Source organism: Streptomyces sp. CB02366 (assembly GCF_001905905.1).
Classification (GTDB): Bacteria; Actinomycetota; Actinomycetes; order Streptomycetales; family Streptomycetaceae; genus Streptomyces.
In genome coordinates this window covers 1-23,030 of sequence record NZ_LIVT01000019.1, presented here as the reverse complement: position 1 = coordinate 23,030, position 23,030 = coordinate 1, and the positions used below count along the sequence as shown (strand labels likewise).

Below are 23,030 nucleotides of genomic sequence, written 5' to 3'. Positions count from 1 at the left end.
CGCACAGGAGGGACACGGCGGCCAGGGCCGTGATGGCCTTGCGGGTCAGCACGGCTGGTCCGCGTGAGGCTGAGCCGTGAGGACCCTCCAGCCGTCCGTCCAGCGCTCCATGGTCGCCGTGGCCACGTACTTGGTCACCCGCGTGGAGGGCAGGGCGACGGGCTTGCCCTCCTTGTCCAGCGAGATCCACTTCGTGACGTCCAGGCAGCTGGACAGCTCCGCCTTGAGCAGCTTCTTGCTGTCGTCGAGCCGGGTGACGGTGGCGTTGGTGATCGTGACCCCGCCGGACAGGGTGCTGCCCTTCTTCTTCATGCGCTCGGTGTCCACCTGGGCCTTCACCAGGGCAACGCCGTTCGCATAGTCCTTGAGCTTGGAGGCGTCGACGTCCGCTGCGGCGTAGGCGCGCTCCATCTCCCGCCAGTAACCGGAATAGGCTTTTACCGCCTCTGCTTCCGCCGCCTCGGACGGGTCCAGGGACTTTGTCGCGGAGGGGGACGCGGAAGGCGACACGGTCGCTTTCGCGTCGTTGGAAGGGGACTTATTCGAGGAGCACGCCGGAAGTGCGATGAGCACACAGGCGGCCATGAGCAGACCGGCCGGTCGCGTTCGGTTGCGGCCGGGCCGTGTTCCCTGATTCGCATGCGCTGAACTGATCACTGCACCTCCAGTGCATATGCCAAGCCGTCATCTGACCTCGGGCGACTCTGCGGGATCGGATCTTGAGGGAACCGAAACCAACCGCGCGGTCTGGTTCCGTAGCTTACGCACCGGTCAGCGGCGACCATCTCGCCCTCTAGATCAATTATCGTGACATAAAGGGCCATTGCGGACAAAGGTTCTTCCGATTTGGAAATTGACTGCACGTCACTTGCCGCAGAGCACACAAAACCCTCCCTCTGAATGTCGACTCATCGGCACGATGGCCGGTGCTTTTTGAAAGCGCGCCCTCAATTCGATTCCTCATTCACCCCGCGGCGGGGACCTCGGACATCGCCGTGAGCCGCACGTCGGTCGGTTTCGGATCGCCGAGAACGGAAGTGACCACCGGGGCGAACGGCCCGCGCTCGGACAGGAGCTGAATCGTCGTCACCCCGGCCCGCAGATACCCGCCCGCCGTGACCCGGGAGTCCGCGGCGGCAAGAGCCCGAAGGTCATCGATCCGACGCTCCAGAACGGCTTCCTTCGCCCCGGACAGGACGATCAGCAGCCGGGGGAAAGCCGGGTAGCGCTCCCGCCACGCCTCCCGGATCGCCGCCCGGGCCCGGCGCCCGGGGGAGTGGGGGAAGTAGGTGCTGTAGCGGGCATAGGTGCTCAGCTTCCTGCCCAGCCGGGCGACTTCCATGGTGGAGCGGTCGATCTCCAGGAAGAACGTCATCATCTGCCGGCGGCCGTCCTGGTCGCGGGTGTAGCGCAGGACCGCGTCGGGGATGAGGAAGGCGTCGTCCCCGAGCCGGCTGTCGCCGTCGCGGACCCGGTGGGCCAACTCCGGCTCCCAGTCCAGCGGCCCGCAGTCGTCGCCGTAGCGGCGGGCCCACTCGCAGAACACGATCCCGGTCTCCCCGACGGCCAAGGTGTGCTCCTGGAGCGGCGAGGCGGCGGCCTTCGGCGTGATGCGGTACGAGCGGGGCTGCACCTCCCCGCCGGCCTCGACGACCTCACAGCCCAGCGGAGTGATGTACCAGAGCTGCTCGCACCGGCCCATCCGGCTGGTACGCCGGTCGGTGGACTCCGCCAGGCCCATCGCCCGCAGCTCCCCGAGCTGCCGCAGCAAGTAGACGGGGCGCGCGGTGTGCGGGCTCAGGAGCCGGTGGAGCTGCCCGGTGGCGAGCAGCCGGTGCTGGTAGAGGACGGGCAGCAGCATCTGCCCGAACCGGGACAGGCCCGACCGCGGCATCAGGAGACCTCGCTTCGTGTGGTGGTGTCGTACGCCCCGGCGGGCACGGATACGGGCCGGGCGCCGGAGCCGGTGCAAAGGCGGGAGAGGAGTTCGTCGTCCAGGCCCGGCTCCCCCTCGCCCCCGTCGAGGCGGCGCAGGATCTCGCCGATCGTCCGGCGCCCCATGGTGGCGTCGATCGTGGCGAAGAGCTCCGGCAGCAGATCGGGCCGGCAGTAGTCGGCCAGGACCTGATGGACCGCCACGCCCCGAACCCGGAAGGGGGTGGTGCGGCGGCCGTTCAGCATCGTGGACATCACGTACTCGTATTTCGACAGCTGCTCGATCGTGGCCGGCGCGATGCCGGGGAACCGCTTGGCGACGAAGGACGCCTCGTCGCTGTCCGCGGCCGTCGCCGAAAGGAGCGACTGGTTCTGCATGAGGGCCTGGCGGGTCTCCTCCGACAGCCGCATGACCATCTGCGTCATCCCGGTCAGGCGGACCTCGTACTTGCGCAGCTGCTCCAGGATCGCAGCCACGTAGCCGCGCGACGCCCCGTCGATCGCCGTCAACTCGTCCGCGTACGCGAACATCGTCTCCAGGTCCTCGGGCGGCACCCCCTCCCGGGAGAGCCCGGCCAGGAACAGGTCGAACAGCAGCAGGCTGGTGATGATCTGGTCCCCGCCGCCGGTGCCCGAGCACCGCAGCAGCACCACCTTGTTCTCGTCCATCGCCCGCCGCACGTCGTAGCTGGAGCGGGGCTGGCCGAGGAACGCGCGCAGCGAGTCGGAGGTCTCCAGCTGCTCCAGCGTCTGCGTCACCACCGGAACCGCCCCGCTCTCGTACTTCGGGAACGTCGTCCTCCAGAACCGGGCCATGCGCGGGGGGACGTGCCGCAGCACCCCCTCCCGCCAGTCCTCGTCGGTGAGCAGCCGAGGGATGGAGAAGATCGTGGGCTGGAGGTCCGGCCGCCCCGCCTCGCACATCCGCAGCGCGAGGTAGGCGAGGATCTGCACGGCGTGGGAGAGGATCGACCGGGCCCGCGGCGCCCGGTCTCCCCACCCCTGGGCGGAGGCGAGCCCGCCGACGACCGCGCCGACCACGTCCTGGATCTGGGAGGCGTCCCGCCCCTCCATCGACAGCGGGTTCCACGCCGCGATCCGCGCCGCCGGGTCCTTCGCGCTCAGGTCGATCAGCACGACCCGGTCCGCGACGGCAGGATGGGTCAGGTAGGGCAGCGCCCGCTGGACGGCGGCCCCGTGCGGGTCCAGGAACCACCCCCCGAGCCCGCCGTAGGCCAGGGCGAGGAGCTGGAGCAGCGCCAACTCCGACTTCCCGAACCCCGACTTCCCGAACGAGGCGGCGAACAGCACGTTCTTCTGCGGCACCGCCGCCAGGTACCGCTTCCCGGCCGTCCCGGTCACCAGCCCGAGCGGCACCATGCCCGCCTGCCCGGTCCACTCCGGCAAGTCGGCCGGCGCCGGGGGCACCACCCCGCCCGTCCGAAGCACGTTCGGGGCCGCGCAGTGCGCCGACGGCGGCTTGAGCAACGCCGCGATCTCCTGCCCGGTGACCCACTGCCGGCGCGCCGGGGCGAACTCGCCCGACGCGAACCGCCGGTCAAAGGAACGCCGCCGCCACCACACACTGCTGTAGGGCCGCCAGCCGGCCAGGCGCGGGCCCACGGGGCGGAACCAGTTCTCGCCCGACCAGGCGTCCATCACCGACATCACCTGATGCAGCCGGGCCTGCGCACGGGCCGGGTGGGCAGCGCTCACCCGGATCAGCACCTGCACCGCGAAGACCTGCATGTCCGCCGCCGGCAGGAACTTCCCCACCCCCTCGGCCAGATCGGTCTTACGAGGCAAGGACCTCCGGCTCGCCCCCGCACCGCTGGAGCCGCCGCTCAACCCCGCGGACACCACCGACCACCACCCGCCCCCGCCGCTCCCACCGAGCTGCTTCCCGTACGCGGACGGCCCCCGCGTCTGCGCACGCCGTATCAGCCGCCGCCGCCACCGGGCCACCCTCCACCCGGACACCGGGACCAGGTCGAGAACCAGCTCGGCCTCCTCGCCGCGCCCGCTGTCCACCTGCGCGCAGGCAGCGGCCATCATCTGCAACGGGTCCGGGTCAAGGCCCGGCGCCGCCAACTGCTGATGGTCGGGCCGGGCCAGCACCAACTCCGCCCGAGCCACATACCGCTGTCCGCCGCCGCCCGAACCGCCCTCGCCCCTCGGGCCGTGCTTCTTCCTCAACGACACCATCCCGCTCACGCCCCCTCGCCCTGGTCCTCGTCCCCGGGCAGCGGCGGGACGCCGTCGAACCGGATCCGCGGCACGGCAACGCTCCTCCCGCTGTCCTCATCGGCCACATCGACATCGGTGAACGACGGCATCCGCAGCAGCGCCGCCCCCGCAGCCGGCCCTTCCAGCCGGTACGCGAGCTGCCCCTCCACACTCACCAGACGGACCCGCACCCCGGCCGCCCGCCGGGGCCCCCACCCCGCCGAAGCGGGAATCCGCGCCAGGCGCACCGCATGGCGCCCGATCTCCTCCCGCGTCGGGTCGAACCCGGCCGCCGGCACCAACGCCACGACGCACCGCTCCCGCAACGCCTCCCGCGCCCGCCACACCCACCAGGCCCTGACCCCCGCCCCGCCGGCCCCCGCGACGACGAGCAACAGGAGCAACCACCCCCACACCGCCCACACCGCGGAGACGACCACGTCCACGCCGTCGAGCAACGTCACCCCGGCCCCCATCACCCGCGCCCCGCACCACTACGCCGCCGAATACGGGGCCTTGTCCCGAGCACCATGTCCGCGGCCGCCAGCCAGCACCGCCGCGCCCCCACCGCACCCAGCACCGCAGACAGCACCGGAACCATCGGCCACCCACGCCGCTCCTCGACCGCCTCGGCCGCCGGATCACCCAGCCCCCACAGCAGGTTCCGCAGATCCCCGCCCCACCACCAGCCGCGCAGCAGCCCGACCACGAACACCACCGCGCACAGCCACCCGCACCACCCCACCAGCACCTCGGCACCGGCCTCCCGACGGCTGCGACCGCCCTGGCCGCCTTCGCCCCACCGCGCCCCGCCCTCAACGATGCAACCCACCGCCGCCCCGCCTTCCGCGCCGGGCGGCCGAGCGCCGCCCCTCACCCACCCCAAGGAGCAGGAAGGCCGGGAGCGTGACATCGACAGACGAAGAAGTTGCAGAGACTGGAGCTGGGGCGAGTGGTGGGTAAGACCAGCGGACGTGCGAACCGTGACAGCTCCAGGCCGAAGCTGCGCTGACGGTAGGTTGACGTGCGTTGATCAACGCCTAGAAGCCGGGGGAAGATTCGCGTGAACGAAGACGAGATCAGGCGCGCGGTGGCTCGGGAACTCAGGGAACATCAGAGGTCACAGCCAAAGCCAAGGGGCGTCATCGACGAAGTATCCAGTGCCGCGTGCGGCTGCATTGCGATGTTCGTGGTGGCCCTGGTCATCCTAGGAATGGTCGCGGCGTACAACAGTTAAGGGCTGTCCCGCAATTCTCGGCGGGCGCGCGACGACGGCTACGGCACCTCGCCGCGTTGTCGGAACATCCCCGTACATCCCGTATGCGGATGCCCCTCCGCCTTGCGATGCACCGCATCTAACGCTCCACGCTGACCCACCGGGAATTGCGGGACAGCCCTTAGTAGCTGTTTTCGATCCTCGGTTCTGTGGAGATTTGCGCCCTAGGCTGGGCTGGTGTTCAGGGGCAGTAGAGGGGGCGAGGAGAGGCACTGTCGGGCCTGTGGTGAACGGCTGAGGCCGAACACCCGGCCCGGTGCTGTGTTTCTGTTCGTTGGTGTGTCGTTCCAGGCAGTGGCGGAAGGAACAGCGGCTCCGTCGGCGTTTGGCGGCCGTCCGGGACGAGGTCGGCGTGGTCGAGTGCCCGGAGTGCGGGGCCCGATGGGTCGCGGGTGTCGATCGCCGCTCGGACGCTCGTTACTGCTCGCGGCGGTGTGTCGTGAGGGCCTGGCGGCGGCGGAAGCATCCGTTCGTGGATCGTTCACAGTGACCACTGAACGAACGCATCCTGGGGCTGACCAGCGGCCTTCCACCCGTCCCCCGAATGCCCGCCTGAGATGGCTACCTCACCACGGGGAACCCAGCATGTCGCGTAAGCACCGGTATGCGCTCATCCGATGAGTGCCCCGTCTCTGGGTAGCCGGTCCCGACTCTCAGCTGGAGTACGCATGAAGAAGACGACGGCCACCTCTGTCGTTGCCCTGGCGGCGATAGCTTCCGGGATGGTCCTGGCTCCTGTGGCGTTCGCGGACGGTGCCTCGCACGACGGCGAACTGCACGCGGCACTCTCACCGATCCCCACGAGCAAGGTGACCGGCTCGGGCACGGCGATGGTGCACCTCAAGGGGAACCAGGCCACCGTGACGATCAAGACGCAGGGCCTGCTCGCGGACGCGCCGCACGCCCAGCACTTCCACATCGGGGCCAAGGGCCAGTGCCCGCCGGCTTCCGCGGCCAAGCGGCACAACGGCCAGCTGAGTCTCAACACCACGGACGGTCTGCCGTTCTACGGCAAGATCGGTGCCTCGCTCACCACCACCGGCGACACCGGAGCCGACCACTCGGCCCTCGCGGTCGACCGCTTCCCCAAGGGTGCCTCGTACACCTACCACCGCACCATCACCGTCGACGACGAAACCGCCAAGAGCCTGCGCAACGAGAACGCCGTCGTGGTCGTCCACGGCATCGACTTCAACGGCAACGGCAAGTACGACGACGTCCTCGGCGCCAGCGACCTCGACCCCAAGCTGCCCTCCGAGGCCACCAACCCCGCCCTGTGCGGCCCGCTCAAGATGGCCCCCGCAGGAGCGGTCGCCGGTGGCATGGGCGGAGCGCAGAGCAGTGACACGGTGGCACTGACCGCCGCCGGCGGCCTGCTGACCGCCGCCGCGGGCACGCTGTACCTGCGCCGCCGCAGCAGCCGCCAGAGCTGACCGGCACGCATGACCGGCTTCCGGCCCGTTGGCCGCCGCGGTGTCTACACCGCGGCGGCCACCGCCTTCACCACCAGCGCGCTGGTCCTCCTGGCCACAGCCGTCACGGGGCCGCAGCCGCCGCCGGCCCTGCCGGACACCGCCCGCGCCAAACCCCTCGGCGAGCCCAAAGCCCCCGAACCGGGCAGCTCACCCCTGCCCCGCTCGGAACCGAGAGACATCCGCATCCCCAAGATCGGCGTGCGGACGCAGATCGACAAGGTCACCAGGGCCACCGACGGGTCCGTGGACATGCCACCGGACCCGGACCACGCCGGCTGGTACACCGGCTCAGCCACCCCGGGCGAGAACGGCAACACCATCATCGTCGGCCACGTCGACTCCCGTTCCGGACCCGCGGCCTTCTACGGCCTGGGCGCCCTGCGCAAGGGGTCCCGGATCATGGTCACCCGCCGCGACGGGAGCACCGCGCACTTCACCGTCAGCGCGATGGAAGTCTGGGCCAAGGACGACTTCCCCTCCCGGCGCGTCTACGGCCCGGCCATGACCCCCACCCTCACATTGATCACCTGCGCCGACTGGGACAACGAACGCCACACCTACCGCTCCAACCTCGTGCTGACCGCAGAACCCACCACACCATCTCCTGACGGAGCTGACCGCGGCTCTTGAGCGTCCCGTACCCGCCCTCGCACAGTGACGGCTTCGAGAGTCGCCCAGATCCAGTCGCCTAGCACCCGGGTGCTAGAGCAGATCTCACGGTCAGAGTTCAAAAACACCTACTTAGACCGTGTCCTATGTGGTGAGGCGGACGAGTCGTTTGTAGCAGCAGATGGCTGCGGCGAGGCCGAGAAAGGCCAGGTAGTTGCGGGGATGGCGTTCGTAGCGATGGTTGAGCCGGCGGTAGCCGGTCAGCCAGGACATGGTCCGCTCGATCACCCACCTGCGGCGCCCGAGTCGTTCACTGGACTCGATGCCCTTGCGCGCGATGCGGACGCCGATGCGTTTCCCGCAGAGCCATTTCCGCATCTCAGGGACGTCATAGGCCTTGTCGGCGTGCAGGCGCTGGGGCTTGAAATAGCGGCCGCGGTGGGGGTCGTGTCTCGTTTGGTGGCCGAGAACCATGGGCTTCAAGGCCTGGCTGTCGTGGGTGTTGGCGGCCGAGAGGCCGACGAGGAGGGGCAGGCCGTTCGCGTCCGACAGGACGTGCATCTTGGAACCCGCTTTGCCCCGGTCCACGGGGCTCGGGCCGGTGAGTTCACCCCCTTTTTCGCCCTCACATGGGCCGAGTCGAGGACCGCTCTGGACAGGTCGAGCAGGCCGGCGTCGTCGAGGCGGTGCAGGATCTCCTCGTGCAGCCGCGCCCACACTCCGGCACGCGACCAGATCAGGAACCGGCGATGGGCCGTCGACTTCGATATCCCGAAGCAGGGCGGCAAGGCCCGCCAGGCGCAGCCGCTGACCAGCACGTAGATGATCGCGGCGAACAGCGTCTCATCAGGCGTGTCCTGCGTCCCGCCGCCCTGCGGCCGCACCCTGGACGGCGGGATCAGCGGCTTCGCGATCTCCCACAGCCCATCCGGAACAATCCAACTCCACGTACTCCGCCCCATGACCAGCCCAACGACCGCCTCACCACATAGGACACGGTCTTAGGCGCTGTCCGGCGGACCGCGGACGGAGCCATGATCGGACTGCCGTTGCGGGGCTGTGCTGTGGGAGACGCGGGTCCTCTTATCGTCACGGGCAGGGACCACGCGGGAGTTCTTTAGTCGGTTGGTGGTCCGCTCGACCTCGTTGCGGCATCTCGGTCGGTGCCACGCCTTTCCCTCTGGGCGGCAGCCAAGGAGTATCCCTCTGGGTATGCTGAGGTTATGGCTGATACCACTGTCAAGATCGACACGGAAACGCGGGACCGTTTCGCCGCCGTCGCCGCCGCCCGCGGACAGACCGTCAAGGGCTACCTCGCCGACCTGGCGATAGAAGAGCTGAACCAGGTCGCACTGGGGCACGCGACGAACTCCTTCCGGGCCGCCGTGACGCGTCCCGGAGTCGCGGAAGCCTTCGACCGTGATTTCGGCGGCCTCCCCCAGCACCGGGTGGCCTGACGCCTTGGACCTTCACGTCGACATCCGCTGGCTCCTCGACCGCCAGGAGGAGCTGCTCGGCAAAGAGCTGACCGTGCGGGACTACTCCGCCCTGGTCGCCGCCGTCGCCCGCCACCGGGTCAACACGCCCAGCCTGGAAGAGGGTGCGCCTGACGCTTTCTGGCGGGCGGCGGCCCTGCTGGAGCAGATCGTGCTGCTGCGCCCGCTCCCGGTCCGGAGCGAGCTGTTCGGGTACGGCGTCGCTATGGCCTACATCGAGGCATCCGGCGAGTCGGTAGACGCGGCCTACGAATCCTGGCGCGACCTGATCAGGGACATTCAGGCCCTGCGCCTGAGCGTCTACGACGTAGCCGACCGCCTGCGCTCGTGGCGTACACCAGGGGGAACGGACTGACGTGCCGCCCTAGAAACGCCGAAGCGGGCCCCGTCGCCACAACGGAACCCGCTCCCTAGCAATCGACTCGCCGCGTTCCAAGCAATCCGAGTCGTGTCCGGTGAGGTGACCTCGCCGGGGTGATTCCCGTGGCCCCGTGAGGGGGCCGCGTGGTCACCTCTACCCAGAATACGGGGCCCGCCACGCGGGACGCCACCATCCGCAGGTCACATCCCCCCGGCCGCGATTCCCCGATCCGGGGAGATCCGCCCATGCACCACCCGCACCGCTCCCGCCGGCCCCGAGCAGCCGCGCGGGAAAATTCCTCCACAAGCTGCGTCACGATCGGTCCCGGATCGGCCCTTGGGCTGGATATGCCGATCGATTCCAGCCCCAGCCCGCCCTTCCGTACGATGCCCGCCCGTCCGGCCCCGAGGGCGACGCGATGAGCATGTACCCGGTCCTGTGGGCCATCGACCACGCTCCGGTCTGCGACGCCGAGGAGCGCGCCGTCCTGGTCGCCCTGGTCGTCAAGGGCGACTTCGACGGCATGAACTGCTTCCGCTCCTACCCCACCCTGGCCGCCGCCGCGCGGGTCGACGCCAAGACCGCCGGACGCAAGTGCCGCGCGATGGAGGCCCGGGGGCTTCTGCGCCGCCAGGACAAGCACCGCTCCCGCGTCTGGCTCTCCATCCCCAAGGAGCAGCGGCCGGTGATCTGGGAGGTGATGATCCCGGCTGAATGGTGGAGCCCGGCCCAGCTGGAGAGCATCAACGAGCAGCGGGCGGGCCTCGGCCGCCCTGCGATCACTCCACAGAACCGCCCGCCTCTCGCGCCGGCTCCGCCGAAAAAGGCCCGGGCGGACAAGGGGGTCAAGCGCCCGAAGAAGCCGCAGGAGGCTGCGACGACCACTGCCCCGGGGACTACAAGTCCCCGGGGCAAACCGGACGCAGACGACAGGGGGGTAGGGACTACAAGTCCGGGGGGTGGGGACTACAAGTCCCTACCCCAGGGACTTGTAGTCCCCCAACCTTCTGAGTCACCTTCTGAGTCACCTTCCGAGACACCATCCGAGACAGAACCAGCGCCTGCGGCGCGTAGCGCCGGTGACGTCCGCAGGACTGGTGCAGGTAGTAGGGCGCGCGGGAGCGTGAGCAGCGGCTGCGCCGCGTCGGAGGAGGAGGAGTCGTTGCCGGAAGTGCGGAAGAAGCCCGCCCCGGCCGAGGCGGTCCCGGGGCCGCGGATCCAGGCGCCGGGGGAGCTGTCCGGTGAGCAGGTCGCGGTAGTGAAACAGGTGGTGTCCTCGATGCCGGCCGAACTGGTGGCGTTGCTGCCCCACGGAACTTTGCCCAAGCGGAACCGGGCGAAGGCGCTGGAGGCTATGGCGGGGCGTACCGCGGAGCAGGTGATCGAGCGTGTGGCCCGCCGATGGGTCCAGCACGGATATGCCGACGCTCACCACTCGGCCGACGGCAAGGGCATCGGCCGCCCGGTGGGCGTGGCCCTCGCGCTGCTCAAGTCGGGCCCGTGCGAGTACGTCCGCTGCGAGGACGGCACGGACATCGACACCGGGCGGGAGTGCCGGGCGTGCGAGGAACGCCGCGCGGAGCGCCGAGCCGCACGAAAGGCCGCTACCGAAGCGGGACGACGCGTCCCCGCCCCCCGGCCGGCGGCCCTCCGGCCGGGCTGGTGGGTCTGCACGGTCTGCGACGACCCGGGCAAGGGCGCGCCCCCCGTGAACGGCGAGTGCGCCAGATGCCGGAAGGAGGCCGAAGACGCGGGCCGGCGCCTTGCCGAGCAACTGGACCAGGAGGCCGCGCAATGCCAGGCCGACCGGGCCAGGGCCGCAGCTCTGGCCCTCGACCTCGACGAGGAGGCCGCCTACCAAGAGGCCGCAGAGCGTGCCGAACTGCGCCACCAGGACCAGGAGCGCGCCGCCCATCAGCAGGCCGAGAACGAGGAGACCGCCCGCCTGCGGGCCGAGCTGGCCGCACAGTATCCGGACCTCGCGGCGGTTTCCGGATCAGTCCGTGAAGCCCAAGAGGCCCGGCAACCCCTTCCCGCGCCGTTTTGAAATGGAGGTGACGTCCCACCCGCACTTCTCCGCGGCGGGCACCCCAGCTGGTTGAACCGGTGAGCGAACCAACAGGCAGGGCTATGAGCGATGTGCCAACTGGAGGACCATCAGCCCTGGCGGATCAGCAAAGACGTCATGCCCGACCAAGACGTGCTGGAAGCCCTCCGCTGGAGGCCCCGCCCCCTGCCGCCTGCGGTGATGTGCGCGATCCGGCCAACCAGTCACTTTGCGTCATCATCCGGTGACTTGAAGGTGTAGCTGCGGGGTTGCAGCTACACAGGAGGGTCGGACCAGGCCGAGAAGATCAAGGGGCGGAGCCAGAGTGTTGACGATCAACGTGGGAGTGCTGCTCGCCATCATCGTCCTGCTGCGGCTGCGCCGCCGGACCGAGGCCCGGAGCCGGAACGACGAGAAGCTCACTGTCGTCATCGTGCTCGCGCTCGGTGTCGTCATCGCGCCCACCCCGGTCGGGGAAGGCATCGGCGACTTCCTGGGCCAGCTCGCCTCCGGCATCACCGATTCTTCCCGCTGACCCCCACCGCCCGGAGCCCCGATGGCCACCCGCCCCTACCCCCGCCGCCGGCCCGCCCGAGGGCGCCCCGCCCGCCGGCGTCCCGTCCGACGAAGCGCACCGCCCCGCCGAACCCCTTACCGTCCCGGCCCGCGGCGCTGGTCGCGTCGGCGCGGCCGGCAGTTCGACCTCCAGGTCCTGGTGTTCGCCGGGGCGGTCCTGGCCGCGGCCGCCGCGTGGGCGGTGGTCTCCTGGCTCGTGAAGAACTGGTGGGTACTGGTCGTCCTCGGGGCGGTGGCCGCAGTCGTCGCGGCCGGGTGGATCCACCGGCGCCAGCAACGTCGGGCCTGGGACCGCGTACGCCAGCAGGCCCTGCGCTACGGGCTGCCCGAACTGGACGCCCTGCACCACCGCGACTTCGAGTACGCGGTCCGCGACCTGATGCTCCGCGACGGGTGCACCGATGCCCGGCAGATCGGCGGGGCCGGCGACAACGGCGCCGACGTCCTGGCCACCGACCCCCTCGGCCGCACCTGGGTCATCCAGTGCAAACACCGCCGCGACGGCGACCGCGGCTCGGCCGTGGGCACCCCCGACCTCCAACGCGTCAACGGCACCGCCCGCCAGCTCTACGGCGCCGACGTCGTCCTCGTCGTCACCAACGGCCGCTTCTCCACCCGCTGCGCCCCGCTGGCCCAGCAACTGCACATGCACCTCGCCGACCGGCGGGTCCTCGCGACGTGGGCGAGCGGCGGCCGTCCACTGTGGGAGCTCCTGCCCAGGATCCCAGCACCCCGCAACAGCCGGTAGCCCCTGCGGCGGGCGGCAGTTCTCCCTCTCCGTCCTAACGACCTCGTGCATGGTTGGCGGTAGCGCGTCGAGAGCCGAGGGCCGGGGGATGTGTTCACGTTCGCGTACCGCTCGCCGTGGCGACTTGCTGGTGCGAGAGCAGCCCGGCAACGGATTGGATGATGTCGCTCATGTGCTCGCGGCGGCCGTGGTGGCGGGCGAGCAACGGCCCGAGATGGGCGATGATCCGGTCCGCGGCGGACTTGGAAACCCCGAACAGCGGAGCGAGCTGCCGCAAGGTGAGGTTCGTCTGCCAGTACGCAGCCACCAGCAAGACTCTGTCTTCCAGCGGCAGGCCCCAGGGGCGACCTCTGCGCACCGGGTCAGTGCCCTCCCGCCGCAACGCGGTCACGAGCTTCCCGAACTGTCGCGGGCTCAGCCCGGTAAACGGGGCTATCCAGGAGAGTTCCGACGCCGTGATCACACCAGCCACGGCGGGATCGTCTCACCTTGATCACGCTCCGAGCCCGCAGCCTCTGGCGGGACGTATGTCGGTCGCCCGGACGGATTCAGCGTGAGAGCCTCACGCCCGTGGCTACTGAAACCGAGGTGGGAGAGCTGTTGCACCAGCGCGGCTGGCGGACGGCATTCACAGTCGCTGAAAGGGTGAACGCGTGGGCCGCCCTGGTGAGCGTCATCGAGCGTGGCTACGACGACGACGTCTACGAGTACACCAACGACCTCTATTGCCGAAACTGGCTGCACGAGGCGTGGCTCCTGCTGGACGAACACATCGTCCAGCTCTGGACTCCGCAGATCAAAGAGCTAGACGATCGGTACAAGGCCGCGACCGTCGACGACGACGGCCAAGCACTCGACCAATTCCACAGGCTGCCTGGCCCCGACCTGTGGTGGTGGCGGCGACACCCCCGCATCCTCACCGGAGAGCTCGGGCGTTCGCTTCGCTCGGCCGGTCACCAACACGTCGAACCGCCCGCTGTGACCTGAGCTGTTCGTCGCCGCCTTCCGCGCCCGACCGACCGGCTGTCGGCCTCGCCCCGGAACTGGAGGCGAAGCTGCTGGCGCTGTGAGTTCCGAAGGTCGCACCGAGCGGTGCTTTCCGCGCGTGTCGCGCCGAAGAAGACTCCCATAGATCTACAAAGCAATATAAAAGCGGCGTGTCATACAAAACGACAAAGTGATGACCATGCATATTGCGCGGCATGGAACAGAGGGCGCGCAGGCGCGGTAACACGATCCGGGCAGCAGTAACAGTGGCGACGGCCGCGGCGATGGTGGGCGTGCTGGCCCCGATCGTCGGCGCGGATCCGTTGCCGGCCGAGACGGACGGCAAGACCGCCGCTGTCGGCCGGTTCGACGTGGCCAAGAGGGGCATGGACGAGAGGGGAGGGGCCGCACAGACGGCCTCGCAGCCGGCTCCTCGGGCCGACAACGCCGGCGCCCCCGGCAGCGGCTCGCGGGGGACGCCGCCGGACACCGCCGATCCCGCCCCGGCCGGTCCGGCGCGGTCCGAGGGGAGCGGTCCGGCGGAGCAGCCGGCGAGTAGCACCACGAGCGGCGACAACGACAGCCTCCCCGCCGCGGATTCGCTCCCCCACACCCCGGGCGGTCACGCGGGCGGCGAGGAGGGCGACGCCTACCCCCCGGGCGGTCACGCGGGCGGCGAGGATCACGACGCGTACTCCCCAGGTGGCGAGGAAGACGCGTACTCCTCCGGCGGGGGGGAGGACGACGCGTACGGCGGCGAAGAGCCGTCGTGTCCCCCCGAGCCGACCCCCACACCGCCGAGTCCGACGCCGACGCCGTCCGAGCCGACCCCGACCCCCACGGCCCCGACGCCCCGCCCCAGCGAGCCGACGCCCAGGCCGACGCATCCCACGCCGCACCCCACGGCCCCGACGCCCACACCGACGCCCACGCCGCACCCGACGCCCACGCCGCACCCGACGCCGACGCGGTCCGAGCCGACCCCGACCCCCACGGCCCCGACGCCCGGCCCCACCGAGCCGACGCCCACGCCGCACCCCACGCCCTCGCCCAGCCACCCGGGTGAGCTGCCCGGGACCGGGGCCAAGGGCGGCGAATGGATCCTCGGGTCCATCGCGGCAGCGCTGGTGGCCGCCGGCGGATCGGTCCTCGTCGCCACCCGCCGGGCCAGACGCCGCCACTGACCGCACTCCGGGAGCGTCCGGCCAGGAGCGTTAGCGTGGTCCGATGACCGAACCGCTGCTGCGGTGAGCTTCCCGCGTACGCGGGACGGTCCTGCGGCGTGCGCCGGAAGGCGGCAACGTCACTCCTGTCATGCGGTGTTGGGGTTGCGGTCCAACGAGAACGGGCGCAGTTCGAGCACACGACTTTCAGCCGAACCTCGAACCCCTGTTCTCCGGGGCTGGCGGGCGGAGAGTGATTCGCGTGCCAGCCCTCCGGCCGGGAGCGGCGGCAGAGAGCTTTCGCGGCAGGGCTTAGTTGGACGCGACGAAATAGGGGGGGGCGGCGGGCCGGCGCACCTGTTTGTACGGAGCTGGCATCTGCTCGACGTGATCGTGAGCGGCACCGAGAAGTCGTGCGCCCCGGCGGGCAACGGAGCCCGACGGGTGAGGACTTGCGGTGTGATCCGATACTCCGGACTCGCCTCGAAGCACCGACGCGCCACCCCGCCCGGCTGGTAGAGGGCGACCTTCCCCGTACGCCAGGAACACCTGCTGGAGCTCACTGTGCACCTGCTCGCTTACCCGCGCCGCCGCAAGGGAGGTGGCCAGTGGGGATCGCTGACGCCGACATCTCGCAGGCCCTGGCCGCCTACCTGGAGCGCTACCCGGAGGAGACCGCGGCACTGTCCGCGCCCCTGCGGACGATCGCGGGCACCGGTGGCTTCGCCTCGCGGCGCAGCTTCCCGATGCATGTGCCGGTGGCGCGCTCCTGGTCCGCGGCGGCCGCGAGATCCTGCTGATCGAGCATCGGGCCTATGAGATCACCCTGCAGCCGGGAGGCCATCTCGAGCCAACAGACGCCACGCTGGTCGACGCGGCCGTGCGCGAACTCGCCGAGGAGACCGGCCTCGACCCGGCGGGAGTGACGCTGGCGGATCCGGTGCCCGCGTATGTCGAGTACGGACGTGTCCCGGCGCGCCCCGAGAAGGGGGAGCCGGATCACTTCCACCTCGGCCTGGGGTAGGCGTTCACGACGGAATGGGCGGACGTGGGGCAGATTCAGGAAGCGGAGGTGACCGGCGCTGCCGGGGTTCCGCTCGCGGATGCCGAACGGCTGGTCGGTCCCCGCATCGCCCGTGCGGTGAGCCAGGCCACCCGCTTCGGCTGACGCCGCACCCCAGGGCCCCGGCCCGGCCATGCCGAGGATGCGGCTGCGGTCCGGCCGCAGTCCGGTACGTCCACGCCATGAGTCGCTGTTCACGCCGGCCCCCGCCCCGTTGGGCGACGACGACGAGCCGACTGGTGACCGTCACATCTTCCGGCAGGGTCTGGACGTACGCCTTCTCCAGAATCTTCATCTGCTGGCGGTAGGAGAGCCCGGTGTCGGGCCGGGCGAAGACCGGGATGGACAGCCAGGCTCTGAGCTCGGCCATCGTGGTGTGCTGGGCGGTCACCTTCGCCTCCACCAGGGTCAGGTCGGCCCCGGCCAGGTGCCGAGTGACCGCCGGAAGCGGAAGCTGCGGTCCTTCGCCGGCGGCAGGCGACGGCAGGCGGTAGTCGCGGGCGGTGGTCTGCTTGATCAGGGAGCCGAGCGAGGGGCGGGTGGGCAGGTGCCAGGACGGGGAAAGAGGAGGCGGCGGCAGGAGGACGCGCGGCAGCGGCTTGCTGTTCGCGCCGCGCCAGACGCGGGACAGTGGGAAGTGGTCGTTGAGACCCTGGACCAGGCGGAGATACGGACGAGGTTGCGCTGTCTTCGGGAAGCAGGAGTCGACGGGTCGATGATCCGGATCGACACGCTCTGCGGGCGCCTGGAGCTGCCGACCACCTACCGGCTGAGCCGTTTCGTGACGGATCCCACGCGAGAGTCCGAGCACGAGCACTCTGATCATTGATCTTGTGGCAGGTCGAGGTGAGTCGACGGATGCGGCGTGGAAGCGAATAGAGCCCCTGTCGCCGTGGGTGGATGGGCGTGGCCGTCCGTGGCGTGATCACCGCCAGGCGATCAACGGAGTGCTGTGGCGGCTGCGGGCCAGGGCCCCGTGGCGCGATATGCCCGCGCGGTACAGACCCTGGCAGACCGCCTACGAGCGGTCCGCCCGCTGGCAAGCGGACGGACCTGGGCGAAGCTGCTGGAACACATTCAGGCCCGCGCCGACGCGGTGGGCCGGGGAAGTGGACCGTCTCCATCGACTCCACGATCAACCGGGCCCACCAGCACACGGCCGGCGCCCGCAAAAAGGGGCCGCAGACGGGACGAACTGGAAGATCCGGGCCGCTCGCAAGCACGCCAGGCCCTCGGCCGGTCCCGGGGCGGGCTGACCACCAAGGCATCTCATGTCACTGGGGGTCAACTCGATGGGTGGCAGGTCGACCAGCAGGCTGCGTGCGATGAACCGACAGACCACGAATGAGGCGGCCGACGCCTTCTGCTCGTGCGTGTTCGGCTTGCCGAGCGCCCCGGCGATCCTGTCCGTTGCTACCCGCAGACGCACCTTTGGTGTCGGCCGCGACGGGTGCGTCGACCGGAGATCTTGGTGTGGAACGGGCTGGTGGGGTGTCAAGGTTTTCTGTCGTCATCTTTCCGAATGGAATACAGACAACTCTGGATGTTCTGCAATGTTCCTGGTGTGGGGTCGGGATGATTCTGGTGACTTCGCGGGGGAGCGGCCTGGCTGCTGTCCGGTCGGAGGAGGCTGCCGCTGCTCCGGTTCCTGCCTTGGTGGTGGGCGACGTGTATGCCGCGCCCATAAGGAGTCGAGACCGTGGGGGTGCGGTGCGCGATGTACGGAGTACTGCCAGAGCTCCGCCGACCTCGGCTCAGCGGCCTTCGGCGGTGGAGTCGCACGGCCGCGCGACCGCCGGTTGCCGGGTCCTTCGGACCCGCCGTCGGCGCGCGGTACTGATGAAGGGGAGTCCTTTGCCTTCTGCACCTGCCCGTATACGCCGGCCCTTCTCCGTCTGGAGACGCCGCTTGAGCTCCTTGACCATGGGCGGCGCCCTGGCGCTCACGGGGGTGGTGGCGCTGAGCGCGCCCGCGCACGCTGCCACCGGCCCGCTCGCCTACATCGCCAACATCGGAGGCAACACCGTCTCGGTGATCGACACGAGTACCAACGCCGTCACCGCCAGTGTCACGGTCGGCAGCAGTCCTGCCAATGTGGCCGTCTCTCCCGTCGGCACCCAGGCATACGTCACCAATCTAGGAAGCAACACCGTCTCGGTGTTCGACACGGCGACCAACGCGGTGACCGCGACCGTCCCCGTCGGCAGCAACCCGCTCACGGTGGCACTGACCCCGTCCGGAGCACTCGCGTACGTCACGAACAACGGTACGAACACCGTCTCGGTCATCGACACCGCGACCACGGCCGTCAGCGCCACCGTCACGGTCGGAAGCGGCCCGAACGGGGTAGCGGTCGACCCGTCGGGCACCACCGCGTACGTCACGAACAACTACGCCGACACGGTCTCGGCCATCGACACCGCCACCAACACGGTCACCGCGACCATTCCGGTTGGCAGCGCCCCCTCGGGCGTGACCGTCAGCCCTACCGGAACCTTCGCGTACGTCACGAACAACGGAGGCTCCACCGTCTCCGTCATCGACACCGCCACCAACACGGTCAGCGCCACCGTCCCGGTCGGCATCGCTCCCAACGGCGTATCGTTCAACGCGGCCGGCACGCGGGCCTACGTAGCCGACTACGGCAGCTCCACGGTGTCCGTCGTCGACACCGCGACCAGCACCGTCACCGCGACCGTCCCGGTCGGCAACAACCCGGCGCAGGCCAGGGTCAACCCGTCCGGCACGGCCGTCTACGCCACCAACCAGTCCGGCAACACCGTCTCGGTGATCGACACCGCCACCAACACGGTCACCACGACGATCGCCGGGTTCACCGGCCCCTACGGCCTGGCCTTCAGGCCCGCGCCGCCCACCTCGGACATCGACGTCGATCTCACCGCCCAACCGCACCTGGGCATCCTGACGCCCTATCTCAGCTACACCCTCACCGCCCGCAACACCGGCCCCGGCGCCCTCACCTCGGCCACCCTCACCGCCACACTTCCCGCCGGCGCCTCGGCCACCAACCTCGCCCCCGGATGCACCTCCGCGACCAACACAGTTACCTGCACCTACGGCCCCATCGCCGCCGGCGCGAGCGCGAGCAAGACCTTCCGCATCCCCTTGAGCCTGCTGAAAATCGGCCCGGTCGCCGTCACCGGCGTGCGCACCGCCTCCGCACCCGTCGACCCCAACCCGGCCAACGACAGCGCGGCCATCACCTGCACCGCCCTCTCCATCGTCCTCGTCAGCTGCCCCTGACACGTTCCACACCCAGTAGCCCATTCCTCCCGCCACCCGCTGCCTTTCACCGGCCCTAGAGGTTGTCCCGTAACTGCTGGTCAGAGGTGAGATGATCTTGCCGTGGCTGGTGTGATCACGGCGTCGAAGCCCTCGTGGACAGGCCCGTTCACCGGGCTGAGCCCCCGCCAGTTCAACAAGCTGATCACCGCGCTGCGGCGTGAGGGGCCGATCCGGTCCGCAAGGGCCGACCGTGGTCGCTGCCTCTCGAGGGCCGGGTACTGCTGGTGGCCGCGTACTGGCGCACCAACCTCACCCCGCGTCACCTCGCCCCGCTGTTCGGCGTCTCGAAATCGGCGGCCGACCGGATCGTCGCCCACCTCGGACCCGCTCTCGCCCTTCAGCCCCGGCGGCGGTTCCGCAAGACCACCGTGCTGATCGTGGACGGCACCCTGGTCCCCACCCGCGACCGGACCGTGGCCGCCTCCAGCAAGAACTACCGCTACTCCACCAACCACCAGGTCGTCATCGACGCCGACACCCGCCCCATCGTCGCCGTCGGCAAGCCGCTGCCCGGCAACCTCAACGACTGCCGGGCCCGGCAGGACTCCGGAGCGAAGGCCGCCGTCGGCACCACCCCCACGGCGATCGCCGACGGCGGCTACCGGAGCACCGGGCTGACCATCCCGCACTACCGCCGCCACAAGAACGAGGAACTGCCGGCCTGGAAGGAGAAACACAACACCTCCCACCGCAAAATGCGGGCCCGCGTCGAGCACACCTTCGCCCACATGAAGAACTGGAAGATCCTCCGCGACCGCCGCCTCAAGGACGACGGCGTCCACCACGCCATGCTCGGCATCGCCCGCCCGCACGACCCCACCCTCACCGGATGACAGGCAAACAAGCAGGTCAGCCTGCACGCCTCAGATCATTTACGGGACAACCTCTAACTGATCGTTTCAGAATGAGTTGAGCCGTGGGTCTTGCGCTCGACGATCTTGGTCGGCAGGGTGTCCGGCGTGCGTGCTGATCTTGTTCCGGATGACCTGTGGGAGCGGGTGGCCCCGCTATTGCCGCCTGCCCCCGAACGGCGCCACCGCCACCCGGGGCGGCTGCGTGTCCCCGATCGAGTAGCGCTCGCTGGCGTCATGTACGTACTGCGGACCGGTGTCGCGTGGCGTGACGTCCCCGCGGAGGCAGTGGGCTGTTCAGGTGTGACGGCCTGGCGCCGACTGCGGGACTGGACCGAGGCCGGCGTCTGGCCGCGCCTGCACGCCGCCCTGTTGACCGAGCTTCGTCGCGCCAGCCTGCTGGACCTGGACGACTGCTCCGTGGACGGATCACACGTCCGGGCGCTGAAAGGGGGGACCACGTCGGACCCTCGCCCGTCGATCGGGCCCGCTCTGGCTCGAAGCACCACCTGATCGTCGACCGTCACGGAACCCCGCTCGCCGTCACGCTCACCGGTGGCAACCGGCACGACGTCACCCAGCTCCTGCCCCTGCTCGACGCCGTTCCGTCGATTCGGGGTCTGCGGGGGCGTCCCCGCCGCAAGCCCCGGCGCCTGTATGCCGACCGGGGCTACGACTTCGACAAGTACCGCCGCATGCTGTGGAAACGCGGCATCAAGCCGATGATCGCCCGACGCGGCGTCGCTCACGGCTCTGGACTGGGCAAGGTGCGCTGGGTCGTCGAGCGTGCCTTCGCCTGGCTGCACCAATTCAAACGGCTCCGCACCCGCTACGAACGACGCGCCGATCTCCACCAGGGCCTGCTCGAACTTGCCTGCAGCCTCATATGCCTGCGCCGCCTGCGCACCTCATCCTGAAGCGATCAGCTAGCGACACTGAACCACCCCGGTCGCACCTCGGTCAGAAGCGGTTGAAGAGACCGCACGGCGGTCCGCAGGTCCTGATCCGTGACGTCAAGAGGCTCAGGCAGGCTCAGCCCGTACCAGCGCAGCCGCCAGAGGTCGAAGATCTCGCTTCCGTCGGATGCGAAGTCGACATCGACCTCGATGCCGTCGTCACTGACGAAGCGGCACCCGGCCCCATGAACCGAGTAGGAGTAGGTGCCGACCCGCCCACTCCGGTTGATGATTCGGTGCGAACGTACCAGGCCGAGGACCTCTGCGAGTCGCTCAAGCGAAGGGATCGCAGCCCTCATGGCCGCGTCAACTGCCTTCAGAGCGTCGACGTAACCAAGGACGAGCCCTCGTGCATCCCCAACCCGTTCCATACGGCGTCATCCCCCTGAGCCCGTGGTTGAAGGGGATTGTTCCATGGGCAGCCAGCGTCTCCGCAGGGCGGCATTCTGAAACGATCAGTAAGGCCGCCCGGTCGTTCGTGGTCTGGGGGGTGGTTGACGCCCCTACGATGCTCCCGTGACCACTCCCCGCGCCCTTGGCGCGGGCCCCGAAGCTTCCGGGCCCAGCAGTATCCGCGCAGCCGAAGCCGACATCAGCGGCGCCCTGCCCGGCATAAGCCTGCCGGACCTTGTTGAACTACGGGCGCGTGGGGTGGTCGGGGCCCGTCCCCCTGGGGCCGCGGGCACGCGTCGGGCCCTCGGCGTCGGTGCCGTGAACGATGAGGTCCCGCAGACCTAGAACGCGGCTGTTGAAGGGCGGGCTCTAGCCCCGCTGGAGGCATCGTGATCGTTCACTTCGTGGGCGCCCCGCTCGCCGGTCTCATGCTCGTGACTACCGGTGGCTCCTGGCTCGGGGAGTGGTTCACGGCCAAGGACCGGGCCGAGTGGGCGCTGCACGTCCCCGTCTACCGTGACGCGGCGACCGGCGCCGTCGTGGCGGAGGTACGGGAGACCGGGATGCTGCCGGTAGCTGACCGGTCAGGCCGGTGCTGGGTAGGGTGCGGGGCAGACCGCGCCGTATGGGTGTGCGGGACAGGTCCAGGTCCCCGGAGTACGGCCCGGACCCCTGGTGCCGGCGGCAGTTTGGCCGCCGGCACTGGGCCCCCGGCGCAGCAGCTCGGGCCCTGGGCACGGACGTGGCCGGCACCCTCGGTCCGCTCTCAGCGCCGTTCTGAGCGACGATCTCCCGCCCCGCCCCCCTTGCACTGCGCCGGGGCAAACCGCGTAACCCCTTCTCTCCAAGGGGGGCGAGTCGAATGCCGTCGGGGCGGTGCGGTCCGCCTCCGGGCGCCTGGGCCGGGGAGGACGAGGGCATGATGCGTCCAATGCTGCCGAAGACCGGCTGATGGTTCAGCCGGACTGCGAGCCCACCTCTTCTTCGGACCGCACCGCATCTGCGGGCAGCTGAGCTTCCACCGTCTCCGTGCTGGTGGCGTGCTCCCGGGAAGCGTCTGCTTCCTCATCCGCACCAGCCCGGGTATACGCATGGGCGGACTGCTCCCAGGCCTCACGCACCTGAACCGCATCCGCACCGGCGGCGGTCAACGTGGTGGCCACCTCGCCCCACGCCTCACCCGTACGGAACCAGTCCCTTGCCGCCGCCAGCATGGCAACAGCCTGCTTCCCCGCCACGACAGCCTCATCAAAGCGGCCCAGGCCCCGGTACGCGGTGCCGAGGTTGTTCCAGGCAATGGCTTCGCCGTGGGTGTCGCCGCTCTGTTGGTAGAGGTTGCGGGCGGTTTCGAGAGCGTGGAGAGCGTCGTCGAAGCGGCGCAGTTCCTTGAGTGCGGTGCCGAGGTTGTTCCAGGCGTTGGCTTCGCCGTGGGTGTCGCCGGTCTGTTGGTGGAGGTCGCGGGCGGTTTCGAGAGCGTGGTGGGCCTCGTCGAAGCGGCGCAGCGATTTCAGAGCGTTGCCGAGATTGTTCCAAGCGGTGGCTTTGAACCGTTCCGGGTTCGG

At 69.9% G+C, this 23,030-nt stretch carries 21 protein-coding genes and 3 pseudogenes; 15 read left to right on the top strand and 9 right to left on the bottom strand.

Features of this window, described 5'->3' with window-relative positions; genetic code table 11:
- Positions 1 to 45: 45 nt before the first annotated feature.
- The 5 genes from AMK24_RS32805 to AMK24_RS29780 form a co-directional block, all read right to left on the bottom strand.
- Complete coding sequence (locus tag AMK24_RS32805) at positions 46 to 411, bottom strand: hypothetical protein (protein WP_079190693.1); 366 nt, start codon at positions 409 to 411, stop codon at positions 46 to 48.
- Between the two features lie 553 nt (positions 412 to 964).
- Complete coding sequence (locus tag AMK24_RS29795; protein WP_073772015.1) at positions 965 to 1,894, bottom strand: replication-relaxation family protein; 930 nt, start codon at positions 1,892 to 1,894, stop codon at positions 965 to 967.
- Positions 1,894 to 4,149, bottom strand: coding sequence for a hypothetical protein (locus AMK24_RS29790; RefSeq protein WP_107427494.1), 2,256 nt, complete (start codon positions 4,147 to 4,149; stop codon positions 1,894 to 1,896). The genes AMK24_RS29795 and AMK24_RS29790 overlap by 1 nt, the downstream gene beginning before the upstream one ends.
- Positions 4,146 to 4,625 carry a hypothetical protein gene (locus AMK24_RS29785; protein ID WP_143203747.1) on the bottom strand — a complete coding sequence of 160 codons (480 nt, stop codon included), beginning with the start codon at positions 4,623 to 4,625 and terminating at the stop codon, positions 4,146 to 4,148. Before AMK24_RS29785 ends, AMK24_RS29790 begins: the two co-directional genes overlap by 4 nt.
- A gap of 11 nt (positions 4,626 to 4,636) precedes the next feature.
- A complete protein-coding gene (locus AMK24_RS29780) occupies positions 4,637 to 4,993 on the bottom strand; it encodes a hypothetical protein (RefSeq protein WP_073772013.1) in 357 nt (118 codons plus the stop codon).
- A gap of 1,112 nt (positions 4,994 to 6,105) precedes the next feature.
- Between AMK24_RS29780 and AMK24_RS29775 the strand changes: the two genes are divergently transcribed.
- Positions 6,106 to 6,870, top strand: a complete 765-nt coding sequence (locus AMK24_RS29775) for a hypothetical protein (protein ID WP_073772012.1) — start codon at positions 6,106 to 6,108, stop codon at positions 6,868 to 6,870.
- 9 nt (positions 6,871 to 6,879) lie between these two features.
- The gene (locus tag AMK24_RS29770) at positions 6,880 to 7,542 is read left to right on the top strand and encodes a class F sortase (protein ID WP_073772011.1); all 663 of its coding nucleotides are present in this window, start codon (positions 6,880 to 6,882) and stop codon (positions 7,540 to 7,542) included.
- A 123-nt stretch (positions 7,543 to 7,665) separates the two neighbouring features.
- On the opposite strand, the gene AMK24_RS33485 is transcribed toward AMK24_RS29770, so the two are convergent.
- Positions 7,666 to 8,483 (bottom strand): IS5 family transposase gene (locus AMK24_RS33485; RefSeq protein ID WP_107427493.1). Its coding sequence is split into 2 segments (ribosomal slippage): positions 7,666 to 8,141 and positions 8,141 to 8,483, totalling 819 coding nucleotides; the frame shifts between segments, so codons are not numbered across the junction.
- A gap of 261 nt (positions 8,484 to 8,744) precedes the next feature.
- Here AMK24_RS33485 and AMK24_RS29755 point away from each other — a divergent pair.
- The 5 genes from AMK24_RS29755 to AMK24_RS29730 all read left to right on the top strand — a co-directional run bounded on the left by AMK24_RS29755 (position 8,745) and on the right by AMK24_RS29730 (position 12,749).
- Positions 8,745 to 8,978, top strand: coding sequence for an antitoxin MazE7 (locus AMK24_RS29755; RefSeq protein ID WP_073772008.1), 234 nt, complete (start codon positions 8,745 to 8,747; stop codon positions 8,976 to 8,978).
- 4 nt (positions 8,979 to 8,982) lie between these two features.
- Positions 8,983 to 9,372: a toxin Doc gene (locus tag AMK24_RS29750; protein WP_073772052.1), complete on the top strand. Its 390-nt coding sequence runs from the start codon at positions 8,983 to 8,985 to the stop codon at positions 9,370 to 9,372.
- A gap of 424 nt (positions 9,373 to 9,796) precedes the next feature.
- On the top strand, positions 9,797 to 11,425 hold the full coding sequence (locus tag AMK24_RS33790; RefSeq protein ID WP_143203746.1) for a hypothetical protein: 1,629 nt from the start codon (positions 9,797 to 9,799) through the stop codon (positions 11,423 to 11,425).
- 325 nt (positions 11,426 to 11,750) lie between these two features.
- Positions 11,751 to 11,960 carry a hypothetical protein gene (locus tag AMK24_RS29735; protein ID WP_073772005.1) on the top strand — a complete coding sequence of 70 codons (210 nt, stop codon included), beginning with the start codon at positions 11,751 to 11,753 and terminating at the stop codon, positions 11,958 to 11,960.
- Between the two features lie 180 nt (positions 11,961 to 12,140).
- Positions 12,141 to 12,749, top strand: a complete 609-nt coding sequence (locus AMK24_RS29730; RefSeq protein ID WP_242435308.1) for a restriction endonuclease — start codon at positions 12,141 to 12,143, stop codon at positions 12,747 to 12,749.
- 136 nt (positions 12,750 to 12,885) lie between these two features.
- On the opposite strand, the pseudogene AMK24_RS29725 reads toward AMK24_RS29730, so the two are convergent.
- Positions 12,886 to 13,221 (bottom strand): annotated as a pseudogene (locus tag AMK24_RS29725) (helix-turn-helix domain-containing protein); the annotation flags it as partial.
- 98 nt (positions 13,222 to 13,319) lie between these two features.
- Between AMK24_RS29725 and AMK24_RS29720 the strand changes: the two are divergent.
- From AMK24_RS29720 to AMK24_RS29680, 8 genes and pseudogenes are all read left to right on the top strand, one after another.
- A complete protein-coding gene (locus AMK24_RS29720; RefSeq protein WP_073772004.1) occupies positions 13,320 to 13,736 on the top strand; it encodes a hypothetical protein in 417 nt (138 codons plus the stop codon).
- Between the two features lie 769 nt (positions 13,737 to 14,505).
- Positions 14,506 to 14,802, top strand: coding sequence for a hypothetical protein (locus tag AMK24_RS35355; RefSeq protein ID WP_158072181.1), 297 nt, complete (start codon positions 14,506 to 14,508; stop codon positions 14,800 to 14,802).
- A 705-nt stretch (positions 14,803 to 15,507) separates the two neighbouring features.
- Positions 15,508 to 15,699: a hypothetical protein gene (locus tag AMK24_RS34970; protein WP_242435307.1), complete on the top strand. Its 192-nt coding sequence runs from the start codon at positions 15,508 to 15,510 to the stop codon at positions 15,697 to 15,699.
- Positions 15,669 to 15,923 carry an NUDIX domain-containing protein gene (locus tag AMK24_RS34965; protein WP_338012714.1) on the top strand — a complete coding sequence of 85 codons (255 nt, stop codon included), beginning with the start codon at positions 15,669 to 15,671 and terminating at the stop codon, positions 15,921 to 15,923. The genes AMK24_RS34970 and AMK24_RS34965 overlap by 31 nt, the downstream gene beginning before the upstream one ends.
- A gap of 872 nt (positions 15,924 to 16,795) precedes the next feature.
- Positions 16,796 to 17,250 (top strand): annotated as a pseudogene (locus AMK24_RS34030) (IS5 family transposase); the annotation flags it as partial.
- A gap of 620 nt (positions 17,251 to 17,870) precedes the next feature.
- Entirely contained in the window at positions 17,871 to 19,226 is a 1,356-nt protein-coding gene (locus AMK24_RS29695) for a YVTN family beta-propeller repeat protein (protein WP_242435306.1), read from the top strand.
- Positions 19,227 to 19,328: 102 nt separating this feature from the next.
- Positions 19,329 to 20,101 (top strand): annotated as a pseudogene (locus AMK24_RS29690) (transposase).
- Positions 20,102 to 20,227: 126 nt separating this feature from the next.
- Positions 20,228 to 21,036 (top strand): IS5 family transposase gene (locus AMK24_RS29680; RefSeq protein ID WP_107427496.1). Its coding sequence is split into 2 segments (ribosomal slippage): positions 20,228 to 20,567 and positions 20,567 to 21,036, totalling 810 coding nucleotides; the frame shifts between segments, so codons are not numbered across the junction.
- Positions 21,037 to 21,041: 5 nt separating this feature from the next.
- On the opposite strand, the gene AMK24_RS29675 is transcribed toward AMK24_RS29680, so the two are convergent.
- Complete coding sequence (locus tag AMK24_RS29675) at positions 21,042 to 21,446, bottom strand: DUF6896 domain-containing protein (RefSeq protein ID WP_073772000.1); 405 nt, start codon at positions 21,444 to 21,446, stop codon at positions 21,042 to 21,044.
- A 978-nt stretch (positions 21,447 to 22,424) separates the two neighbouring features.
- Positions 22,425 to 23,030: tetratricopeptide repeat protein (locus AMK24_RS29670; protein ID WP_143203745.1), on the bottom strand; the 606-nt coding region annotated here is incomplete at its 5' end.

Excerpts from the sequence above, each read along its gene's own strand:
- AMK24_RS29675 (WP_073772000.1), bottom strand. The coding sequence starts at position 21,446 with ATGGAACGGGTTGGGGATGCACGAGGGCTCGTCCTTGGTTACGTCGAC.
- AMK24_RS29755 (WP_073772008.1), top strand. The coding sequence starts at position 8,745 with ATGGCTGATACCACTGTCAAGATCGACACGGAAACGCGGGACCGTTTC.
- AMK24_RS32805 (WP_079190693.1), bottom strand. The coding sequence starts at position 411 with ATGGAGCGCGCCTACGCCGCAGCGGACGTCGACGCCTCCAAGCTCAAG.
- AMK24_RS29795 (WP_073772015.1), bottom strand. The coding sequence starts at position 1,894 with ATGCCGCGGTCGGGCCTGTCCCGGTTCGGGCAGATGCTGCTGCCCGTC.
- AMK24_RS33790 (WP_143203746.1), top strand. The coding sequence starts at position 9,797 with ATGAGCATGTACCCGGTCCTGTGGGCCATCGACCACGCTCCGGTCTGC.
- AMK24_RS29770 (WP_073772011.1), top strand. The coding sequence starts at position 6,880 with ATGACCGGCTTCCGGCCCGTTGGCCGCCGCGGTGTCTACACCGCGGCG.
- AMK24_RS29775 (WP_073772012.1), top strand. The coding sequence starts at position 6,106 with ATGAAGAAGACGACGGCCACCTCTGTCGTTGCCCTGGCGGCGATAGCT.